The sequence below is a fragment of the Amycolatopsis sp. NPDC054798 genome (assembly GCF_053611505.1).
Genome location: NZ_JBSHAM010000002.1, coordinates 270,342 through 286,956 on the forward strand (window position 1 = coordinate 270,342; position 16,615 = coordinate 286,956).

At 68.5% G+C, this 16,615-nt stretch carries 16 protein-coding genes; 7 read left to right on the forward strand and 9 right to left on the reverse strand.

Annotated elements, in window-relative coordinates; genetic code table 11:
- Window positions 1-28 precede the first annotated feature (28 nt).
- Window positions 29-400, forward strand: a complete 372-nt coding sequence (locus ACWGIC_RS02830) for an SSI family serine proteinase inhibitor (protein ID WP_452074172.1) — start codon at window positions 29-31, stop codon at window positions 398-400.
- A 114-nt stretch (window positions 401-514) separates the two neighbouring features.
- Here the strand turns inward: ACWGIC_RS02830 and ACWGIC_RS02835 are convergent, their stop codons facing one another.
- The 3 genes from ACWGIC_RS02835 to ACWGIC_RS02845 form a co-directional block, all read right to left on the reverse strand.
- Window positions 515-1,987, reverse strand: coding sequence for a DUF4153 domain-containing protein (locus ACWGIC_RS02835; protein ID WP_452074173.1), 1,473 nt, complete (start codon window positions 1,985-1,987; stop codon window positions 515-517).
- Between the two features lie 319 nt (window positions 1,988-2,306).
- Window positions 2,307-3,377, reverse strand: coding sequence for a HAMP domain-containing sensor histidine kinase (locus ACWGIC_RS02840; protein ID WP_452074174.1), 1,071 nt, complete (start codon window positions 3,375-3,377; stop codon window positions 2,307-2,309).
- Window positions 3,374-4,045, reverse strand: a complete 672-nt coding sequence (locus tag ACWGIC_RS02845; protein WP_452074195.1) for a response regulator — start codon at window positions 4,043-4,045, stop codon at window positions 3,374-3,376. Before ACWGIC_RS02845 ends, ACWGIC_RS02840 begins: the two co-directional genes overlap by 4 nt.
- Before the next feature lie 241 nt (window positions 4,046-4,286).
- Between ACWGIC_RS02845 and ACWGIC_RS02850 the strand changes: the two genes are divergently transcribed.
- From ACWGIC_RS02850 to ACWGIC_RS02870, 5 genes are all read left to right on the forward strand, one after another.
- Window positions 4,287-5,792: an NCS1 family nucleobase:cation symporter-1 gene (locus ACWGIC_RS02850; protein WP_452074175.1), complete on the forward strand. Its 1,506-nt coding sequence runs from the start codon at window positions 4,287-4,289 to the stop codon at window positions 5,790-5,792.
- Window positions 5,785-6,627 (forward strand): nitrilase-related carbon-nitrogen hydrolase, encoded by an 843-nt coding sequence (locus ACWGIC_RS02855; protein WP_452074176.1) that lies wholly within the window; start codon window positions 5,785-5,787, stop codon window positions 6,625-6,627. Before ACWGIC_RS02850 ends, ACWGIC_RS02855 begins: the two co-directional genes overlap by 8 nt.
- Window positions 6,627-8,009 carry a dihydropyrimidinase gene (gene hydA, locus ACWGIC_RS02860; protein ID WP_452074177.1) on the forward strand — a complete coding sequence of 461 codons (1,383 nt, stop codon included), beginning with the start codon at window positions 6,627-6,629 and terminating at the stop codon, window positions 8,007-8,009. The genes ACWGIC_RS02855 and hydA overlap by 1 nt, the downstream gene beginning before the upstream one ends.
- 7 nt (window positions 8,010-8,016) lie before the next feature.
- The gene (locus ACWGIC_RS02865; RefSeq protein ID WP_452074178.1) at window positions 8,017-9,015 is read left to right on the forward strand and encodes a TIGR03842 family LLM class F420-dependent oxidoreductase; all 999 of its coding nucleotides are present in this window, start codon (window positions 8,017-8,019) and stop codon (window positions 9,013-9,015) included.
- Between the two features lie 174 nt (window positions 9,016-9,189).
- Entirely contained in the window at window positions 9,190-10,356 is a 1,167-nt protein-coding gene (locus tag ACWGIC_RS02870) for a type I restriction enzyme HsdR N-terminal domain-containing protein (protein ID WP_452074179.1), read from the forward strand.
- A 3-nt stretch (window positions 10,357-10,359) separates the two neighbouring features.
- Here the strand turns inward: ACWGIC_RS02870 and ACWGIC_RS02875 are convergent, their stop codons facing one another.
- Genes ACWGIC_RS02875 through ACWGIC_RS02890 form a run of 4 tightly spaced genes read right to left on the reverse strand, consistent with a single transcriptional unit; the run spans window position 10,360 to window position 13,233 of the window.
- Entirely contained in the window at window positions 10,360-11,592 is a 1,233-nt protein-coding gene (locus tag ACWGIC_RS02875; RefSeq protein WP_452074180.1) for a serine hydrolase domain-containing protein, read from the reverse strand.
- A 10-nt stretch (window positions 11,593-11,602) separates the two neighbouring features.
- The gene (locus tag ACWGIC_RS02880) at window positions 11,603-12,421 is read right to left on the reverse strand and encodes a siderophore-interacting protein (protein ID WP_452074181.1); all 819 of its coding nucleotides are present in this window, start codon (window positions 12,419-12,421) and stop codon (window positions 11,603-11,605) included.
- Window positions 12,422-12,478: 57 nt separating this feature from the next.
- Window positions 12,479-12,829 carry a hypothetical protein gene (locus tag ACWGIC_RS02885; RefSeq protein ID WP_452074182.1) on the reverse strand — a complete coding sequence of 117 codons (351 nt, stop codon included), beginning with the start codon at window positions 12,827-12,829 and terminating at the stop codon, window positions 12,479-12,481.
- The gene (locus ACWGIC_RS02890) at window positions 12,826-13,233 is read right to left on the reverse strand and encodes an SgcJ/EcaC family oxidoreductase (protein ID WP_452074183.1); all 408 of its coding nucleotides are present in this window, start codon (window positions 13,231-13,233) and stop codon (window positions 12,826-12,828) included. The genes ACWGIC_RS02885 and ACWGIC_RS02890 overlap by 4 nt, the downstream gene beginning before the upstream one ends.
- A gap of 96 nt (window positions 13,234-13,329) precedes the next feature.
- Between ACWGIC_RS02890 and ACWGIC_RS02895 the strand changes: the two genes are divergently transcribed.
- Entirely contained in the window at window positions 13,330-14,037 is a 708-nt protein-coding gene (locus ACWGIC_RS02895; protein ID WP_452074184.1) for a TetR/AcrR family transcriptional regulator, read from the forward strand.
- Here the strand turns inward: ACWGIC_RS02895 and ACWGIC_RS02900 are convergent.
- A complete protein-coding gene (locus tag ACWGIC_RS02900) occupies window positions 14,027-14,947 on the reverse strand; it encodes an NADP-dependent oxidoreductase (protein WP_452074185.1) in 921 nt (306 codons plus the stop codon). The two genes, ACWGIC_RS02895 and ACWGIC_RS02900, sit on opposite strands and share 11 nt — an antisense overlap.
- Before the next feature lie 70 nt (window positions 14,948-15,017).
- Window positions 15,018-16,223: a radical SAM family heme chaperone HemW gene (hemW, locus tag ACWGIC_RS02905; protein ID WP_452074186.1), complete on the reverse strand. Its 1,206-nt coding sequence runs from the start codon at window positions 16,221-16,223 to the stop codon at window positions 15,018-15,020.
- Between the last annotated feature and the right edge of the window lie 392 nt (window positions 16,224-16,615).

The window sequence follows — 16,615 nt, forward strand, 5'->3', positions numbered from 1 at the left end:
TCGGGTCCGGCGCGCCGATATCCCTCGTATGGTGTTCTCTTCCTTCGCCCCGGTCGCCGCTTGCCTGATCGGGTTCGGCGGCCTGGCCGCGCCGCACGTCCCGGAGTCCGCGATGCAGCTGACCATGCACGAGACCTCCGGCCGCGTCACGAGCGCGTCCCTGACCTGCGACCCCACCGGCGGCACGCACCGCCACCGCGACGCCGCGTGCGCGACGCTCGCCGCGGCCAGCGGCGATTTCGACCGCATCGCCCCGCATCGGCAGAAGTGCACGATGATCTACTCCCCGGTGGACGTCACAGCGCTGGGCAACTGGCGGGGCACGCGGGTGACGTACCGCGCGACCTACCCGAACAAGTGCGTGGCGGACAGCCAGTCGAGCGGGGTGTTCGCGCTCTAGGCCAGGGTTTCGCGGCGTCGGGTGCCGGCGGTGCGGTCCCGCCGCCGGTGCTCGACAGGACAGCCGCTCGAGTTCCCGCCGACTCAGCCGACACAGTCGGCACAGTCGCGGTGCTCAATCGCACGGCGTTCCGGTGCGGACGGTTTCCCGGGCTCGGGCGCGGCTGAGGTTCCAGGCTGGCCAGGCGTCGTCGGGCAGAGCGTTGAGCACCGGGCGCAGGATGCAGGCCGCGTCGGGACGACGTTCGGTCACCACCGGGACGACGTCGGCGGAAAACCGGGACAGATAACGGATGTCCAGCGGTTTGCCGTGCGCCGCCCGGTCCAGGTTCGCGTCGGCGATCAGGGCTTCCGGGTTCGCCGCAGCCAGCCCCAGCAGCGCCAGCGCCCCGGTCGCGATCGCCGCGCGGGGCAGCCAGGCCGCGCGGAGCGTGCCCAGCGTCGCGCCCGCCAGGAGAAACACCACGCCGAGCCAGATCTCGCAGACCTCCACCAGCAGGCGCAGCACGGTGAACCCGTAAGCCTGCTGGTAAGTCCACATGCGACTCAACGCCGACAGCACCAGCACCAGGCTCAGCACCGCCAAGGCGCCGAGCAGCACCCGCACCAGGACCCGGTCGGCACGGCTGGCTTTCGGAGCCCAGCGCAGCGCCGCGGCGACGATGCCGAGGGTCAGGACCGTGCAGGCGCAAAGCTGCCAGAAACCGCCGCGGGCGTAGTCCGCCGAGGTGAGGCCGTCCGTGCGGAGGACGTAGTCCGTGCCACCGAAGAGGGCTACCGCCTGCACCAGGACGTAGACGGTGAACAGGGCCGCCAGCGTGGCCAATGCCGACGTCCACAGTAGCCGGTCGCCTGCGGTGGCCGTCCGGTTTTCCCGTTCCGGCAAGGGATCCGCGGAGATCAGGAAGACACCGGCAGTGCCCCCGAAGGCCACGGCGAACACCAAGGCCCATTGGAAGGCGGAATCGGGTCGCACGGTCGGGACGAGATCGCCGACGAAGTGCGCGAAGTTCGCATCCGCGCTGATCAGCAGCGGGAGGAACACGACCACCACCAGCGCGGAGACCAGTACCGCCGCGAAGACCCGCGTCTGACTTCCCCCTGAACGGCGCACCCGGCGAAGCAGCCACGGCACCGCGCGGAAGGCTTCGAGGGGAATCGCGAGAGCGTCGTAGGTGGTGCCGTGCACGGTTCGCCGACCGACTACCGCGAGCGACGCCGCGATTCCCGCTGCCAGCACGCACAGCACGAACAACCAGTCGGCCGCCCGCACCGCTCCGACGCTCAGCAACGCGATCGCCAGCACACCCCACGCCGCGCGCCGCCACCGCAGCCCCGGTCCCGCCTGCACGACCAGCACCGCGATGCCCGCCGACGCCGCCGCCAGCACCCAGCCGATCCCCGGGCGGTCCAGTGGCACGAACGTCGCGGCGGCCACTGCGACAGCCACTGCCGCCAGCCTTGCCCCGGCGGGCACCGCCGCCTCGGCCCTGGCGAACAACGGCCGCGGTCCCGGACGCCGCTGGTCGATCACCACGATCCCGGGCGGAACAGCGTGTGCGGGCCGGACCTCGACGTGCTCGGACATGAAACCTCTCTCTTCGCGATAGCAAACACGCAACGGATCGCCGTTCCCGATGAGCGGAGACGGGCAGGGCGAGCTAGGACCAGGCGGATGACGGGCAGTCAAGGACGCGCCGGGCCGGGGAGCGGCCGGAGCACCACCGCGGGCAAGCATCGGTGCCGGACCAGAAACTTGAGCCGAGTCCGCTCGGCTCGCCTGACCGCATCTTCAGGTCCGTGAGGGGACCCCAGAGGGAATCAGATTGCTTCAGGGGTCCCCTCACGGACCGCAAATCCGGCGCCCCGGCACCGGCGACGCAGCCGTAGGTTCCGGGCATCGCATCTCAAGCAGGCAAGGTCACCCGGATCCGGCACCCCGGCCCGCCGCCGCCAGCCGCCGTCTCTCCCCCGGGCGCCGCCGCGACCGGCTCGGAGCCGACCACCGCGACCGTCCCGCCGTGCAGTTCCACCACCCACCGCACGATCGCCAGACCAAGGCCGGTCCCGCCGCCCCCGGCGCGTTCTCCCCGGGTGAACCGTTCGAACACCCGGTCCCGGTCGGCTTCCGGAATCCCCGGGCCCTGGTCGTGCACCTCGATCCGCGCTTCCCCGGCCTCGACCCGCGCCAGCACCGCCACCTCTCCCCCGGCCGGGCCGTGCCGGGCGGCGTTCTCCAGCAGGTTCAGCACCACCTGGTACAGCCGTTCGCGATCGGCGGGCACGGTCGCGCCCGGCGGGGTCACCGAGACGGCGAACCGGACCCCGCGACCGGCGGCCGCGGCCATCGCCTCCGCCTCGGCGGCGACCTCGGCCAGCAGGTCCGCCAGGTCGACCGGCGAGCGGTCCAGCGGCAGAGTCCCGGCGTCGATCTGCGACAGGTCCAGCAGTTCGGCGACCAACCGGCCCAGGCGTTCGGTCTGGTGCAACGCCGTCCGGAGCGTCGCGGGGTCCGGCGAGGCGACGCCGTCCACCAGGTTCTCCAGCACGGCGTTCAGCGCGGTGATCGGCGTCCGCAGTTCGTGCGAGACGTTCGCGATCAGTTCCCGGCGCTGCCGGTCCGCGGTGGACAGGTCGGCGGCCATCTGGTTGAACGCCGCGGCCAGCGAGCCGACCTCGTCGCGGGCGGTGGCGCGGATCCGGCGGGTGTAGTCGCCTTTCGCCATCGCCCGCGCGGCCGCGGTCATCTCGCGCAGCGGCCGCGTCATGCCGTGCGCCAGGATCTGCGACGTCAGCAGCGCGATCGCCACCGCGGTCACCGTCGTCCGCGGCGGCAGCCAGCCGATCTGGTAGCGGAAGAACGCGAACGCGATCCCGCCGGACGCGACCATCAGGATCGCCAGTTTCAGCTTGATCGAGCGGATCCCGTCCAGCGGCCTCGGCAGGAAATCGACGGCCTTCGCGAAAAACGGCTTCACGCGGGCACCTCCAGCGCGTACCCGACGCCGTGCACGGTCCGGATCAAATCGGCCCCCAGCTTCCGCCGCAGCGCCTTGATGTGGCTGTCCACCGCCCGGGTGCCGGCTCCGGTCGCCTGCACGTCCCAGTCCCACACCTCGCTCAGCAGCCGTTCCCGCGGCTGCACCGCACGCGGCCGGCGCGCGAAATGCACCAGGAGGTCGAATTCGATCGGCGTCAGCTGGGCGGGTTCGCCCCCTCGGCGAACCCGGCGCTCGGCGATGTCGATCTCCAGGTCTCCCAGCACGATCCGTTCCTCCGCCGCGGCCGAGGAACGCTCCACCCGCCGCAGCAACGCCTGGATCCGCGCGGACAGCACCCGCATCGAGAACGGCTTCGTGAGGTAGTCGTCCGCGCCGACGCCGAGGCCCACCAGCAGGTCGGTCTCGTCGGCCCGGGCGGTGAGCATCAGCACCGGCACCGGCCGCCGCGCCTGGATCCGGCGGCACACCTCGAGACCGTCGAAACCGGGCAGCATCACGTCGAGAACCACCAGGTCCGGGCTGGTCGCCGCCTCCGCGTCGACCGCCGCGGGACCGTCGTGCGCGACCGTCACGGAGAACCCTTCCGCGGTCAGCCGGGCGTCGATCGACGCGGCGATGGTGAGGTCGTCTTCGACGACCAGCACCCGTCTTCCCCCGTTGTCCATGCCGCTGACTTTAAGCAATCGCCGTGGAGGCCATCCGGGTGAGATGTGGAGATCCGGTGGAGATGTTTCCGCCGTTTTGCCCGTACGTGACGAGCAAGTTGTGACCTACGTCATGCACCCCGGCGCGGTTCGGCGCAATCGACAGACTGCGCCGAGGGCGTCCGAACAGTGAACAGTCTGTCTCTGCCCCCGGCCCCCGCCCGGCGCGCAGGATTCCGCAATGGAGCCGACGACACGTGAGCACAGCCGGGTGGACCTCGGCGACGTGCGGGCGCTGCGAGGCAGCCGGTTCTTCAACGACGAACTGGCCCCGGTCCCGGCCGGGAAACGGACCTGGACGACCTACAACTATTTCGCGCTGTGGATGGGCATGGCGCACAACATCCCGTCGTACGCGCTGGCCGCGTCGCTCATCGCGCTCGGCATGAACTGGCTGCAAGCGCTGATCACGATCACCATCGGCAACCTGATCGTGCTCGCGCCGATGCTGCTCAACAGCCACGCCGGCACCAAATACGGCATTCCGTTCCCGGTGTTCGCCCGCGCGTTCTACGGCTTGCGCGGCGCGAACCTCGCCGCTCTGCTGCGCGCGTTCATCGCGTGCGGCTGGTTCGGCATCCAGACCTGGGTGGGCGGCGAGGCGATCTACGTGATCGTCGGCCGCCTGGCCGGGTCCGGCTGGCGCGATGCGGCGGTGATCGCCGGGCAGCACTGGACGATGTGGCTGTCGTTCGCGGTGTTCTGGCTGCTGCAGATGCTGATCATCTGGCGCGGCATGGAAGCGGTCCGCAAGTTCGAGAACTGGACCGCGCCGCTGGTGTCGGTCGGGTTCCTGATCCTGCTCGGCTACGTGCTGGTGAAGGCGGGCGGGCTCGGCCCGATCCTGCACGACAGCGGGAAACTCGGCTGGGGGCCGGGGTTCTGGAAGGTGTTCGCGCCGTCGCTGATGGCGATGATCGCGTTCTGGTCGACGCTGTCGCTGAACATGCCGGACTTCACCCGTTTCGGCGGCAGCCAGCGCAAGCAGATGCGCGGCCAGATCTTCGGGCTGCCGACGACGATGACGTTCATCGCGATCGTCGCCATCCTCACCACGTCCGGCGGGCACGTGCTCTACGGGCAGGACATCTGGGACCCGGCGCAGCTGGCGGACAAGTTCTCCAGCCCGGTCGTGGTCGTCGTCGCGCTGATCGCCCTGGTGCTGGCGACGATCTCGGCCAACCTGGCGGCGAACGTCGTCAGCCCGTCCTACGATTTCTCCAACGCTTTCCCGAAACGGATCACCTTCGCCCTCGGCGGGCTGATCACCGGCGTGATCGGGGTCCTGATCCAGCCGTGGCGGCTCTACTCCGACCCGGACATCTACATTTTCGCCTGGCTCGGCTTCTACGGCGGCCTGCTCGGCGCGGTCGCCGGGGTGCTCGTCGCCGGGTACTGGGCGGTGAAGCGGACCCGGCTGAAGCTGGCCGACCTGTACCTGCCCAGCGGCGAGTACTGGTTCACCGCGGGCTGGCACTGGCGCGCGCTCGTCGCGACCCTGCTCGGCGCGGTGCTCGCGGTCGGCGGCGCCTACGGCGGGCCGTTCCCGGAGGACGGGCTCATTCCTTTCCTGAAACCTTTGTACGACTACAACTGGGCAATGGGCTTTGTCGGCGCTTTCGCCTGCTACGTCCTGCTCAGCCTTCCTTTGAACGCGCACCGGAACGAGGAGGAAACCAGTGTCTGACACGGTCCGAGCGGCTTTGATCCAGCAGCGGTGGACGGGTGACAAGGACTCGATGATCGCGAACGCGGTCGACGCCGTCGGCAAGGCTGCTTCGCAAGGCGCGCAGGTGGTGTGCCTGCAAGAACTGTTCTACGGCCCGTACTTCTGCCAGGTGCAGGACGCGGATTTCTACTCCTACACCGAAGCTATCCCGGACGGCCCCACCACGAAGCTCATGCAGGAGGTCGCCGAACGGCACGGTGTCGTGCTCGTGGTGCCGATGTACGAACAGGAACAGCCGGGCGTCTACTACAACACCGCGGCGGTGATCGACGCCGACGGGAAATACCTCGGGATGCACCGCAAGAACCACATTCCGCAGGTGAAGGGATTCTGGGAGAAGTTCTACTTCAAGCCCGGCAACCTCGGATATCCGGTTTTCGACACCGCAGTCGGCCGGATCGGCGTGTACATCTGCTACGAACGGCACTTCCCCGAAGGCTGGCGGGCACTCGGGCTGGCCGGGGCGCAGATCGTGTTCAACCCGTCGGCGACGAGCCGCGGCCTGTCGGAGTACCTCTGGCGGCTGGAGCAGCCCGCCGCTGCGGTCGCGAACGAATACTACGTGGGCACGATCAACCGGGTCGGCGTGGAACCGCTGGGAGACAACGACTTCTACGGCCAATCGTACTTCGCCGACCCGCGCGGCCAGCTCGTCGGCGAGGCGGCTTCGGACACCGAGGAGGAGATTGTCGTCCGCGATCTCGACATGGGCAAGCTCGCCGAGGTCCGCGACCTGTGGCAGTTCTACCGCGACCGCCGCCCGGACACCTACGGACCCCTCGCGGAGGCCTGATGAGTGTCCTGATCTCCGGCGGGCAAGTGGTTTCGCCGTCCGGCGCGGTCGCCGCCGACGTGCTGGTGGACGGCGAAACCATCGCGGCGGTGGGCGCGCCCGGAACGCTGACCGGCGACGAAACCCTCGATGCGACCGGGAAGTACGTGCTCCCCGGCGGCATCGACGCGCACACGCACATGGAGATGCCGTTCGGCGGCACGCATTCAGTCGATTCCTTCGAGACCGGAACCATCGCCGCCGCGTGGGGCGGGACGACGACGATCATCGACTTCGCCGTGCAAGCCAAGGGAACTTCCCTGCTGTCCACTCTGGACAAATGGCATGCCAAAGCGGACGGAAACTGCGCGGTCGACTACGGGTTCCACATGATCGTGTCCGACGTCAACGACTCCACGCTCAAGGAAATGCGGGCGTGCGTCGACGGCGGGGTCGGCAGCTTCAAGATGTTCATGGCCTACCCGGGCGTTTTCTATTCCACCGACGGGGAAATCCTGCGCGCCATGCAACAGGCGCGCGAGATCGGCGCGACGATCATGATGCACGCGGAGAACGGCATCGCGATCGACGAACTGGCCGCGCAAGCGGTCGCCGCCGGGAACACCGATCCGGTGCAGCACGGCCTGACCCGCCCGCCCGAACTAGAGGGCGAGGCGACCTCGCGGGCGATCCGGCTCGCCCAGGTGACCGGATCTCCGCTGTACATTGTGCATCTGTCGGCGGCACAGGCGCTCGCCGCGGTCGCCGAGGCGCGGGACAACGGGCAGAACGTCTTCGCCGAGACCTGCCCGCAGTACCTCTATCTGTCCATTGAGGACCTGGCGAAACCTGATTTCGAGGGTGCCAAGTTCGTGGCTTCCCCGCCGTTGCGGGAGAAATCGCACCAGGCCGACCTGTGGCGAGGACTGCGCACGAACGACCTGTCCGTGGTGTCGACCGACCATTGCCCGTTCTGCTTCAAGGACCAGAAAGAGCTGGGCCGCGGCGACTTCCGGGCGATCCCGAACGGGATCCCGGGCGTCGAGCACCGGATGGATCTGCTGCACCAGGGCGTCGTGGCGGGCGAGATCTCGCTCGGCCGCTGGGTCGAAACGTGCTCGGCGACGCCCGCGCGGATGTTCGGGCTGTACCCGCGCAAGGGCGTGATCGCGGCGGGTTCGGACGCGGACATCGTGGTTTACGATCCTTCAGCTCAGCAAACCCTGTCTGCGGCGACGCACCACATGAACGTGGACTACTCGGCGTACGAAGGGTTTTCGCTCACCGGGAAGGTCCACACTGTACTGTCGCGCGGTCGCGTCGTGGTCTCTCCCGATGGATTCCACGGCAGTCCCGGGCATGGAAAGTTCTTGTCCCGTGAACTCAATCAGTATTTGAATTGAGGCTCTGATGGATTTCGGGATCGTGGTGCAGACCGACCCGCCCGCGGCGGAGGTCGTGCGGATGATGAAGGCGGCCGAGGACGCCGGGTTCCGGTACGGCTGGACGTTCGACTCGTGCGTGCTGTGGCAGGAACCGTTCGTGATCTACTCGCGGATCCTCGAAGCCACGTCCGCGCTGGTCGTGGGGCCGATGGTGACCAGTCCGGGCACGCGGGACTGGTCGGTGATGGCGTCGACCTTCGCGACGCTCAACGACATGTTCGGCAATCGCACGGTGTGCGGCATCGGCCGCGGCGATTCCGCGCACCGGGTCGTCGGCCGTCCGCCGTCCACTTTGGCCACTGTGCGGGAATGCATGCGCACTGTGAAGGATCTCGCCGAGGGCCGCGAGGTCACGATGAACGACACCGCGGTCCGCATCCCGTGGATCCGCGGCGGACGGCTGGAAATGTGGATGGCCGGCTACGGCCCGAAGGCGTTGCAGACCGTCGGCGAGCACGCGGACGGCTTCATCCTGCAATGCGCCGACCCGGCGATCGCCCGCTGGACGATCGGCGCGGTCCGGGACGCCGCGCGGGCCGCCGGGCGCGATCCGGGCGGGATCACGATCTGCGTCGCGGCCCCCGCGTACGTCGGCGAAGACCTGGCACACCAACGGGAACAGCTGAGATGGTTCGGCGGGATGGTGGGCAATCACGTCGCGGACCTGGTGGCCCGGTACGGCTCGGCCGGCGCGGTGCCGCGCGAGCTGACGGACTACATCCGCGAGCGCGAAGGCTACGACTACTCCCACCACGGCCGGGCCGGGAACCCGTCGGCCGCGTTCGTCCCGGACGAGATCGTCGACCGGTTCTGCCTGCTCGGCCCGGCGCCGGCGCACCTCGCGCGGCTGGAGGAACTGGCGGAGCTGGGGGTGGACCAGTTCGCGCTGTACCTGATGCACGACGAGCGGGAGGAGACGATGGCCGCGTATGGGGAGCAGGTGATTCCTAAGCTGACCGCGTGATTACGAGCGTTCCTTCGGCGATGAGACACCTCGACAGGGAGGGGATTAACTATCGCACTGCCAGACTGACATGTTGCCTTAAAACAAGAATCAGTTTCACAACTCTGGTAACAGCACCGCCGGACCCGCCGATCTCATGATCACGAAAACCTTGACACGAGGGCGGCTGGGGACATGGACATCGCGGAGCGCGCGCAGGCGCTGGCACTGAAGATCCGCAAGCACAAGGACAGCATCCAAACCGAGGAGGCGACCAAGAACGCCTTCGTGATGCCGTTCATCAGCACTGTCCTCGGCTATGACGTGTTCAATCCGGCCGAAGTGATCCCGGAGTTCACCGCGGACGTCGGGATCAAAAAGGGCGAGAAGATCGACTATGCGATCGCCCACGACAACCAGATCCAGGTCCTCGTCGAAGCGAAGAAGATCAACGACCCGCTCCGGATCGAGCACGCCTCCCAGCTTTTCCGGTACTTCTCCGTGACCAACGCGAGGATCGCGATCCTGACGAACGGCGAGGTTTACGAGTTCTACACCGACCTGGACGCGCCCAACCGGATGGACGCGAAGCCGTTCCTGGTCCTCGACTTCGCCGACATCGACGAAACGCTGCTGCCGGAACTCGCCAAGCTGACCAAGGAATCCTTCAATCTCGATTCGGTGATCAGCACCGCGGGCGAACTCAAGTACATCGGCCAGCTCAAGCGCATTCTGGCGGCTCAGTTCAAGCAGCCCGAAGACGAGTGGGTCCGTTTTCTCACGACCCGGGTATACGAAGGTTCCTTCACCCAGCGAGTCCGCGACCAGTTCCTGCCGCTGGTCGAGAAGGCTGCCCGCCAGTTCCTGAACGAGCAGGTGAACGACCGGCTCAAGAACGCTTTGGGCGGGCCGGACGCCTACGTCAGCATCACGAGCGGCACCGCCCCGGAAGCGGAACCGGTCCCCGCCGCCGAACCCGCTGCCGCCGTCGAAGAAACCGGCGACCGGGACGTCGTCACGACCGAGGAAGAACTCGAGGGATACCGGGTAGTCCGAGCGATCGTGTGCGGAGAGGTCGCTCCGGCGCGAGTCGTGGCCAGGGACAACAAGAGCTACTTCAGCGTTCTGCTGGACGACAACAACCGGAAGCCGATCGCGCGGTTGTGGTTCAACCGGACGAAGAAGTACCTGGGGATTTTCGACGACGCGAAAGCGGAAACCCGGGTGCCTATCGACCGCGTCGAAGACATCTACGGGCACGCCGAGCACCTTCGCCGCACCGTCGCACGCTACCTCGAAGCCGGGAACTCGACCGGCAATGGACAACCGCCGGTCGAGAACGGCGCTGTGACAGCGCTGTAAAGCTCAGTCCACCATCGCCTGATACACCAGCTGCCGCAGCTGCTGCCGGATCGGATGGGTCGACGACGGCAGCAGCTGCGTGTAGAACGCCACCGTCAGATCCTCGTCCGGGTCCACCCAGAACGCCGTCGAAGCCGCGCCGCCCCACGCGTATTCCCCTGGCGTGGACAGGGTTTTCGCCTTCACCGAGTCGATCAGGACCGAGAAGCCCAGCCCGAATCCGTACCCGTCGAACGGCATCTCCGCGAACAGCGGGCGGCCGTACGCCTCCAGGTCCACATGGCCCGGCAGGTGGTTGGCCGTCATCAGGTCCACCGTGCGCGGGCTCAGCACGCGCACGCCGTCGAGTTCTCCGCGGCGCAGCAGCATCTGCGTGAACCGGTGGTAGTCCGCCGCCGTCGAGACCAGACCGCCGCCGCCGGAAAGGCATGCTGGGCGCGACTGGCCCACCGCACCGAAAGCGTCGTTGCGGACCAGCTTCTTCGTCCCGGGCGCGGGCAGGTACAACGCCGCCAGACGGTCGGTTTCCGAAGTCCAGAAACCGGTGTCGGTCATGCCCAGCGGGCCGAAGATCCGCTCGGCGAACACCTCGTCGAGCGGTTTGCCCGCCAGCACCTCGACCAGCCGGCCGAGGACGTCGCTGGCCACCGAGTAGTTCCATTCGGCTCCCGGCTGGAACACGAGCGGGAAGCGCGCCCACGCCTTGGTGCACTCCGCCAGGTCCAGCCCCGGCGGCGTCCCCCATTCGTACCCGCCGGCGCGGTAGAGCGCGTCGACCGGATGCGTGTGGTGGAAGCCGTAGGTGAGGCCGGCGGTGTGCGAAAGCAGGTGCCACAACCGGATCGGTTCGGTCGCCGGCTCGGTGACCGGAGCCAGCGCCGAACCCTTCGCGTACACCCGGGGCTCGGCGAATTCCGGCAGCCAACGGGAAATCGGGTCGGCGAGGTCGATCAGTCCTTCCTCGACGAACGTCATCGCGGCCACCGAGGTGACCGGCTTCGTCATCGAGAAGATCCGCCAGATCGTGTCGGTTTCCACCGGCGCACCGGCTTCGACGTCCCGCGCGCCGTGCGACGCGACGTGCACGATCCGGCCGTGCCTGCTCACCACCGCCAGGAATCCCGGCAGCAAGCCCTCTTCGACGTACCGGGCGAAATGCCCGTCGATCCGCTGCAGCCGTGCCCCGTCGAAACCCGCGTCGGCCGGATCGGCCTCCACCTTCACCTCGGTCGCCATGCCGGGGACCTTACGCCGAACTGGCCGCTTTCCGCTCCGCTGCCTTTTCCTCGCGCCAGGCTTCGTCGTTCTTGCCCTCGCGCCAGTATCCGGACAGCGACACCGCGTCCCGCGCGACGCCGCGCTCGTCGAACAGGTACCGCCGCAGCTCCCGCACGAACCCGGCCTCGCCATGCACGAACGCGTGCACGTCCTGGTCCGGCCACGGCAGCGCCTTCACCGCGGCGACCAGGTCGTCGGACGCCGAGCGGTGCAGCCAGGTGACCTGAGCGTCCGCCTTGGTGGCGAGCGGCTGGTGCTCCGATTTGTCCGCCACGAGCAGGAACACGTGGGCCAGCGCCCCCGGCGGAAGCGCCTCCAGCGCGGCGGCGATGGCAGGCACCGCCGATTCGTCGCCCACCAGCAGATGCCAGCCGGCGTCGGCGCGCGGCGCGTACGCCCCGCCCGGACCGGCCAGCAGCAGCTCGTCGCCAGGCTGCGCGCGCTGCGCCCACGGCCCGGCGAGCCCCTCGTCGCCGTGCACCACGAAGTCGAGCACCAGTTCGCCCGCCGCCTCGTCGTACGAGCGGACGGTGTACGTGCGCAGCCGCGGCGCGTGCTCGCGCGGCAGTTCCTCGCGGATCCGGTTGAGGTCGAACGGCTCCGGATACTCCACTCCGGGCACCTTGAAGATCACCTTCACGTACGCGTCGGTGAACTCGTTCGGGCGGAAATCCCGCAGCCCTTCGCCGCCGGCCACGATCCGGATCATGTGCGGAGTGAGGTGCTCCTTGCGCAGCACCTCCAGCCGCACCGCGGGCCTCCCCTTGCGCGCCGGACCTTCGGCCATCGAACACCCCTGTTTCAGTAAGGTTTACCTAAGTAGCTGCTCCCACGGTACGCGCCTTCACCCGTTCCGCCCAGTGCGACTGTCCGCGAGTTCGGCGAGCAGTGCCCGGAAACCCGTACCGGTCCGGTCCCGGAAGCCGACGAAGAACCGGTTCGCCAGCAGCACTCCCCACCACTGGCCGGTCGCCGCGTTCCGGACGCGGTGTGTGACCCGGGACCCGGCCGGATCTTCGGCGACCTCGTACTCCCCGCGATACCACCAGCCGCCCTGCGCGGCGAGGAACCGGCGCTCGCGGTCCACTTCCAGCTTCATCGGGTAATCCGAAGCGGTCAACTGCTTTTCCAGCCGCGCGAACACCTCTGCCGGCGCGGCCGGAACGACACCGGACACCTCGACGATCGTTCTCATGCTTCCCACGGCTTCGAAACCCGCGTGTTCTGGAACGCGGTGATCCGCCAGCCCTCGTCGCCCCGCACCAGGACGTAGGTCAGCGCGCTTTCGCGGCCTTCCGCGGCGGGGTCGTCGCCTCCGGTCAGCGACGAACCGCCGCCGGCCACGATGACCGCGACGTCGTCCCGCAGAAAGCGCACCCGCGGTTCACCGAAGCCGGTGAGCTTCGAGCCTTTCAACGGCCCCTGGAACAACTCCCGGTGCGAGTCCGCGATGGCCTGGCGGCCGATGAACCGGAGACCGAAGAAGGTCACGTAATCGGCGTCTTCGGTGAACAGGTTCCCGTAGGCGTCAGCGTCCCCGCTGTTCCAGGCGTCGGCGAGGCGGGTGAGGACGGACAGGACTTCTTCGCGCTGCGACATGCTGATTCCCCTTAACGAACGTCGTTCGCGTACGGGTTCAGTAGTACTCACGAACACCGTTCGCGTCAAGGACGGGGACTCGTCTAGGCTTCGGGGATGACCGCACCGCCCCCGCCCTGGCGCCGCACGCCGAGCCCGCGCCGGCGCGCCGCGAAGCAGATGCTGTCGCAGGAACTGATCGTGAAAACCGCGCTCGAAATCCTCGCCGCCGAAGGCATCGACGCCGTCTCGATGCGCCGGGTCGCGCAGCAGCTGGAGACCGGCCCCGCGTCGCTTTACGCTTACGTGGCCAACAAAGAAGAACTCGACGAGCTGATGCTCGACGCGGCACTGAGCGAAGTGCCGTGCCCCGAACCGGATCCGCAGCAATGGACCGAACAGGTCAAAGAGCAAGTGCGGCACCAGATCCGGGCGATGATGGCGTATCCGGGCATCGCGAAAGTCGCGTGGCGGACGCCGATCCCGGTCACGCCGAATTCGCTGCGGCAGGGCGAAGTCATGCTTCAGCTGCTGCGCGCGGGCGGCCTGGATCTACAGCAGGCAGTCTTCGCCGGGGACGCGTTGAGCACGTACGCCAAGGCCTTCGCCTACGAAGCCAGCGGCTGGACGTTCGGCGATTACGACCCGGCGGAAATGAGCGAACGCGGGCAGCAGATGGTCGCCTACATGCAGTCTCTTCCCGCGAGTGCGTTCCCGAACCTGTTGCGGGCCGGGGAATTCTTCACCGCGGACACCAGCCAAGCCCGGCTCGAGTTCGCCTTGGAAGCGTTCGTGGCCGGGCTGGCGGCGATGGTCAGAAAGTGAGCACGATCTTCCCGCGCGTGTGTCCCTGTTCCAGTTCGCGATAGGCGGCTTGGACCTCGGCCAGCGGGTACGTCGCGGCGACCGGGACGTCGAGCAATCCCTTGTCCGCCAACGCGACGAGGTCGCGCATCACTTCGGCGCTCGCTCCGGCGATGTTGCCCTCGGTCTTCACGCGGTACTTCTCGGCAGCGGCGAAGTCGACCACCGTGTCGATCCGTCCGGGATAGACGCCCAGCCGCAAGGCGAGTTCGACGTAGCCGTCGCCGTAGGTGTCGATGAACGCGTGCACTTGGTCGCCGGTCAGCTCGCGGAGCCGCTCTTCGAGCCCTTCGCCGTACGCGATCGGGACGATGTCGTGCTCACGCAGCCATTCGTGGTTCGCTTCGCTGGCAATGCCGATCACCGTCGCGCCGGTGAGCTTCGCCAGCTGGACAGCCAGCGAACCGACGCCGCCAGCGGCCCCGGACACGACGACCGTCTCGCCCTCGCGCGGGCACACCGCCTCGACCGCGGCGTACGCGGTGGTTCCGGCGACGAACAGACCGCCCGCCACCTCCCAGGACAGCCCGCTCGGCTTCGGAACGAGGTGCTCCGCCGGGACCAGCACGTACTCGGCCTGACTGGAGCGGGTGTGCACGAAGCCGACGACCTCGTCCCCCACCTGGATTTCCTCGACGTCCGCCCCCAGCTCCGCCACTACTCCGGCCAGGTCGCTGCCCTGCCCGGACGGGAACGTGGACGGCCAGCGCTCGGCAAGAGCGCCCTCGCGGATCTTCGCTTCCCCCGGATTGATGCCCGCGGCCCGGACCTGGACGAGCACTTGCCCGGATTCCGGCACTGGCCGAGGCACTTCGGCCAGCTGCAGCACTTCGACCCCGCCGTGTTCGCCGTATCTGACCGCTCGCGGCATACGCGTCTCCCTCGCTCGTATGCTTAGCCCAACAAACGATCGACGGGATTTATGCCCGGCGGGCGGAAATTCAGCCGGCCAGCCTCCGGACCACGGCATCCGCGAGCAGCCGGCCGCGGTCGGTGAGCACCGCGCGCCCACTGTCCAAATCGGACACTTCGAGCAGCCCCTCCGCGGCGGCCGCCCGTGCTTCCTTGATTCCGGCCTCGTCGAGCGCGGACAACGCCAGGCCGTCGGAGATCCGCAGCTCCAGCATGATCCGCTCCAGGTGCCGGTCGTCGTCGGTGAGCACCTCGCGATCCGCTTCCGGGCTCTGTCCTTCAGCGAGCAGGCTGGAGTACTTGGCCGGATGCTTGACGTTCCACCACCGCACGCCGCCGACGTGGCTGTGCGCGCCCGGTCCGGCACCCCACCAGTCCCCGCCTCGCCAGTAGCCGAGATTGTGGCGGCACCGCGATGCGTCGTCAGTCGCCCAGTTCGACACCTCGTACCAGGTCAAGCCCGCACTGGCGAGGACAGAGTCGATCATTTCGTAGTAGCTGGCGAGGGTGTCGTCGTCCGGCGCGGGCAGCTCGCCGCGCCGCACCCGGCGGGCCAAGGCGGTGCCGTCCTCCACGATGAGCGCGTATGCGGACACGTGATCGACGCCCGCGGAAAGAACGGCGTCGAGCGACGCGCGCAGGTCTTCGGCCCGCTCCCCCGGCGTGCCGTAAATAAGGTCGAGGTTGACGTGCTCGAACCCGGCGGCCCGGGCTTCGCGGGCGGCGTCGACCGGACGGCCGGGCGTGTGCACGCGGTCGAGCACCTTCAGCACGTGCCTGGCCGCGGACTGCATGCCCAGCGACACCCGGGTGTAACCCGCGTCACGGATGCCCCCGAAGAACTCGGGCGAAGTGGACTCCGGGTTCGATTCGGTCGTCACCTCGGCGTCCGGCGCGAGCCCGAACACCGACCGGACGCCGTCGAGCACCTCGGCCAGCCCGTCCGCGCCGAGCATGGACGGCGTCCCGCCGCCGACGAACACCGTCTCCGCCTGGGGCGCGTTGCCGAGGATCTCCGCGCCCAGCTCCAGCTCGCGACGCAGCGCGTCCAGCCACGACCGCGGCGAGGCGGCGGAGCCGAGTTCGCCCGCGGTGTAGGTGTTGAAGTCGCAGTAACCGCAGCGGGTCGCGCAAAACGGCACGTGGACGTACACGCCGAACGGACGCGTGCCGAGGCCCGCGAGCGCGGTCTCGGGCAGTCCGGCGGGAGGACGGTGGGTGTCGGGAACAGGCACGACGTCCATTCTCCCCCGCCGCGCACGGGCCTCCGCGCGCCCCTGCGCCCGAAGGAGCTGCCGAGGCCGGGCGTGCGGTCCGTGAGGGGAATCTGAGTCCGTCAGGGTTCCCCTCACGGACGACTGACCCCCGCCGGTCCCGTCAGCCGTGGCACCGCCTCGGGTCTCTGGCATCGCCCTCGGCTGTCCGTGAGGGCCCCTTCACGGACTCAGATTCCCATGCCAGGGACTTAAGCCGGGCGACCTCGGCCTGCCGACTGTCCACACGGGACGCCAACCCAGCCGAAATGCCCGATTGACGCCTTCCTGACCGTTTCCGTGGGTCCGTGAAGGGCCCCTTGAGGGAATCAGATTCCCTCAAGGGGCCCGTCACGGACCGCACATCGCGCGCC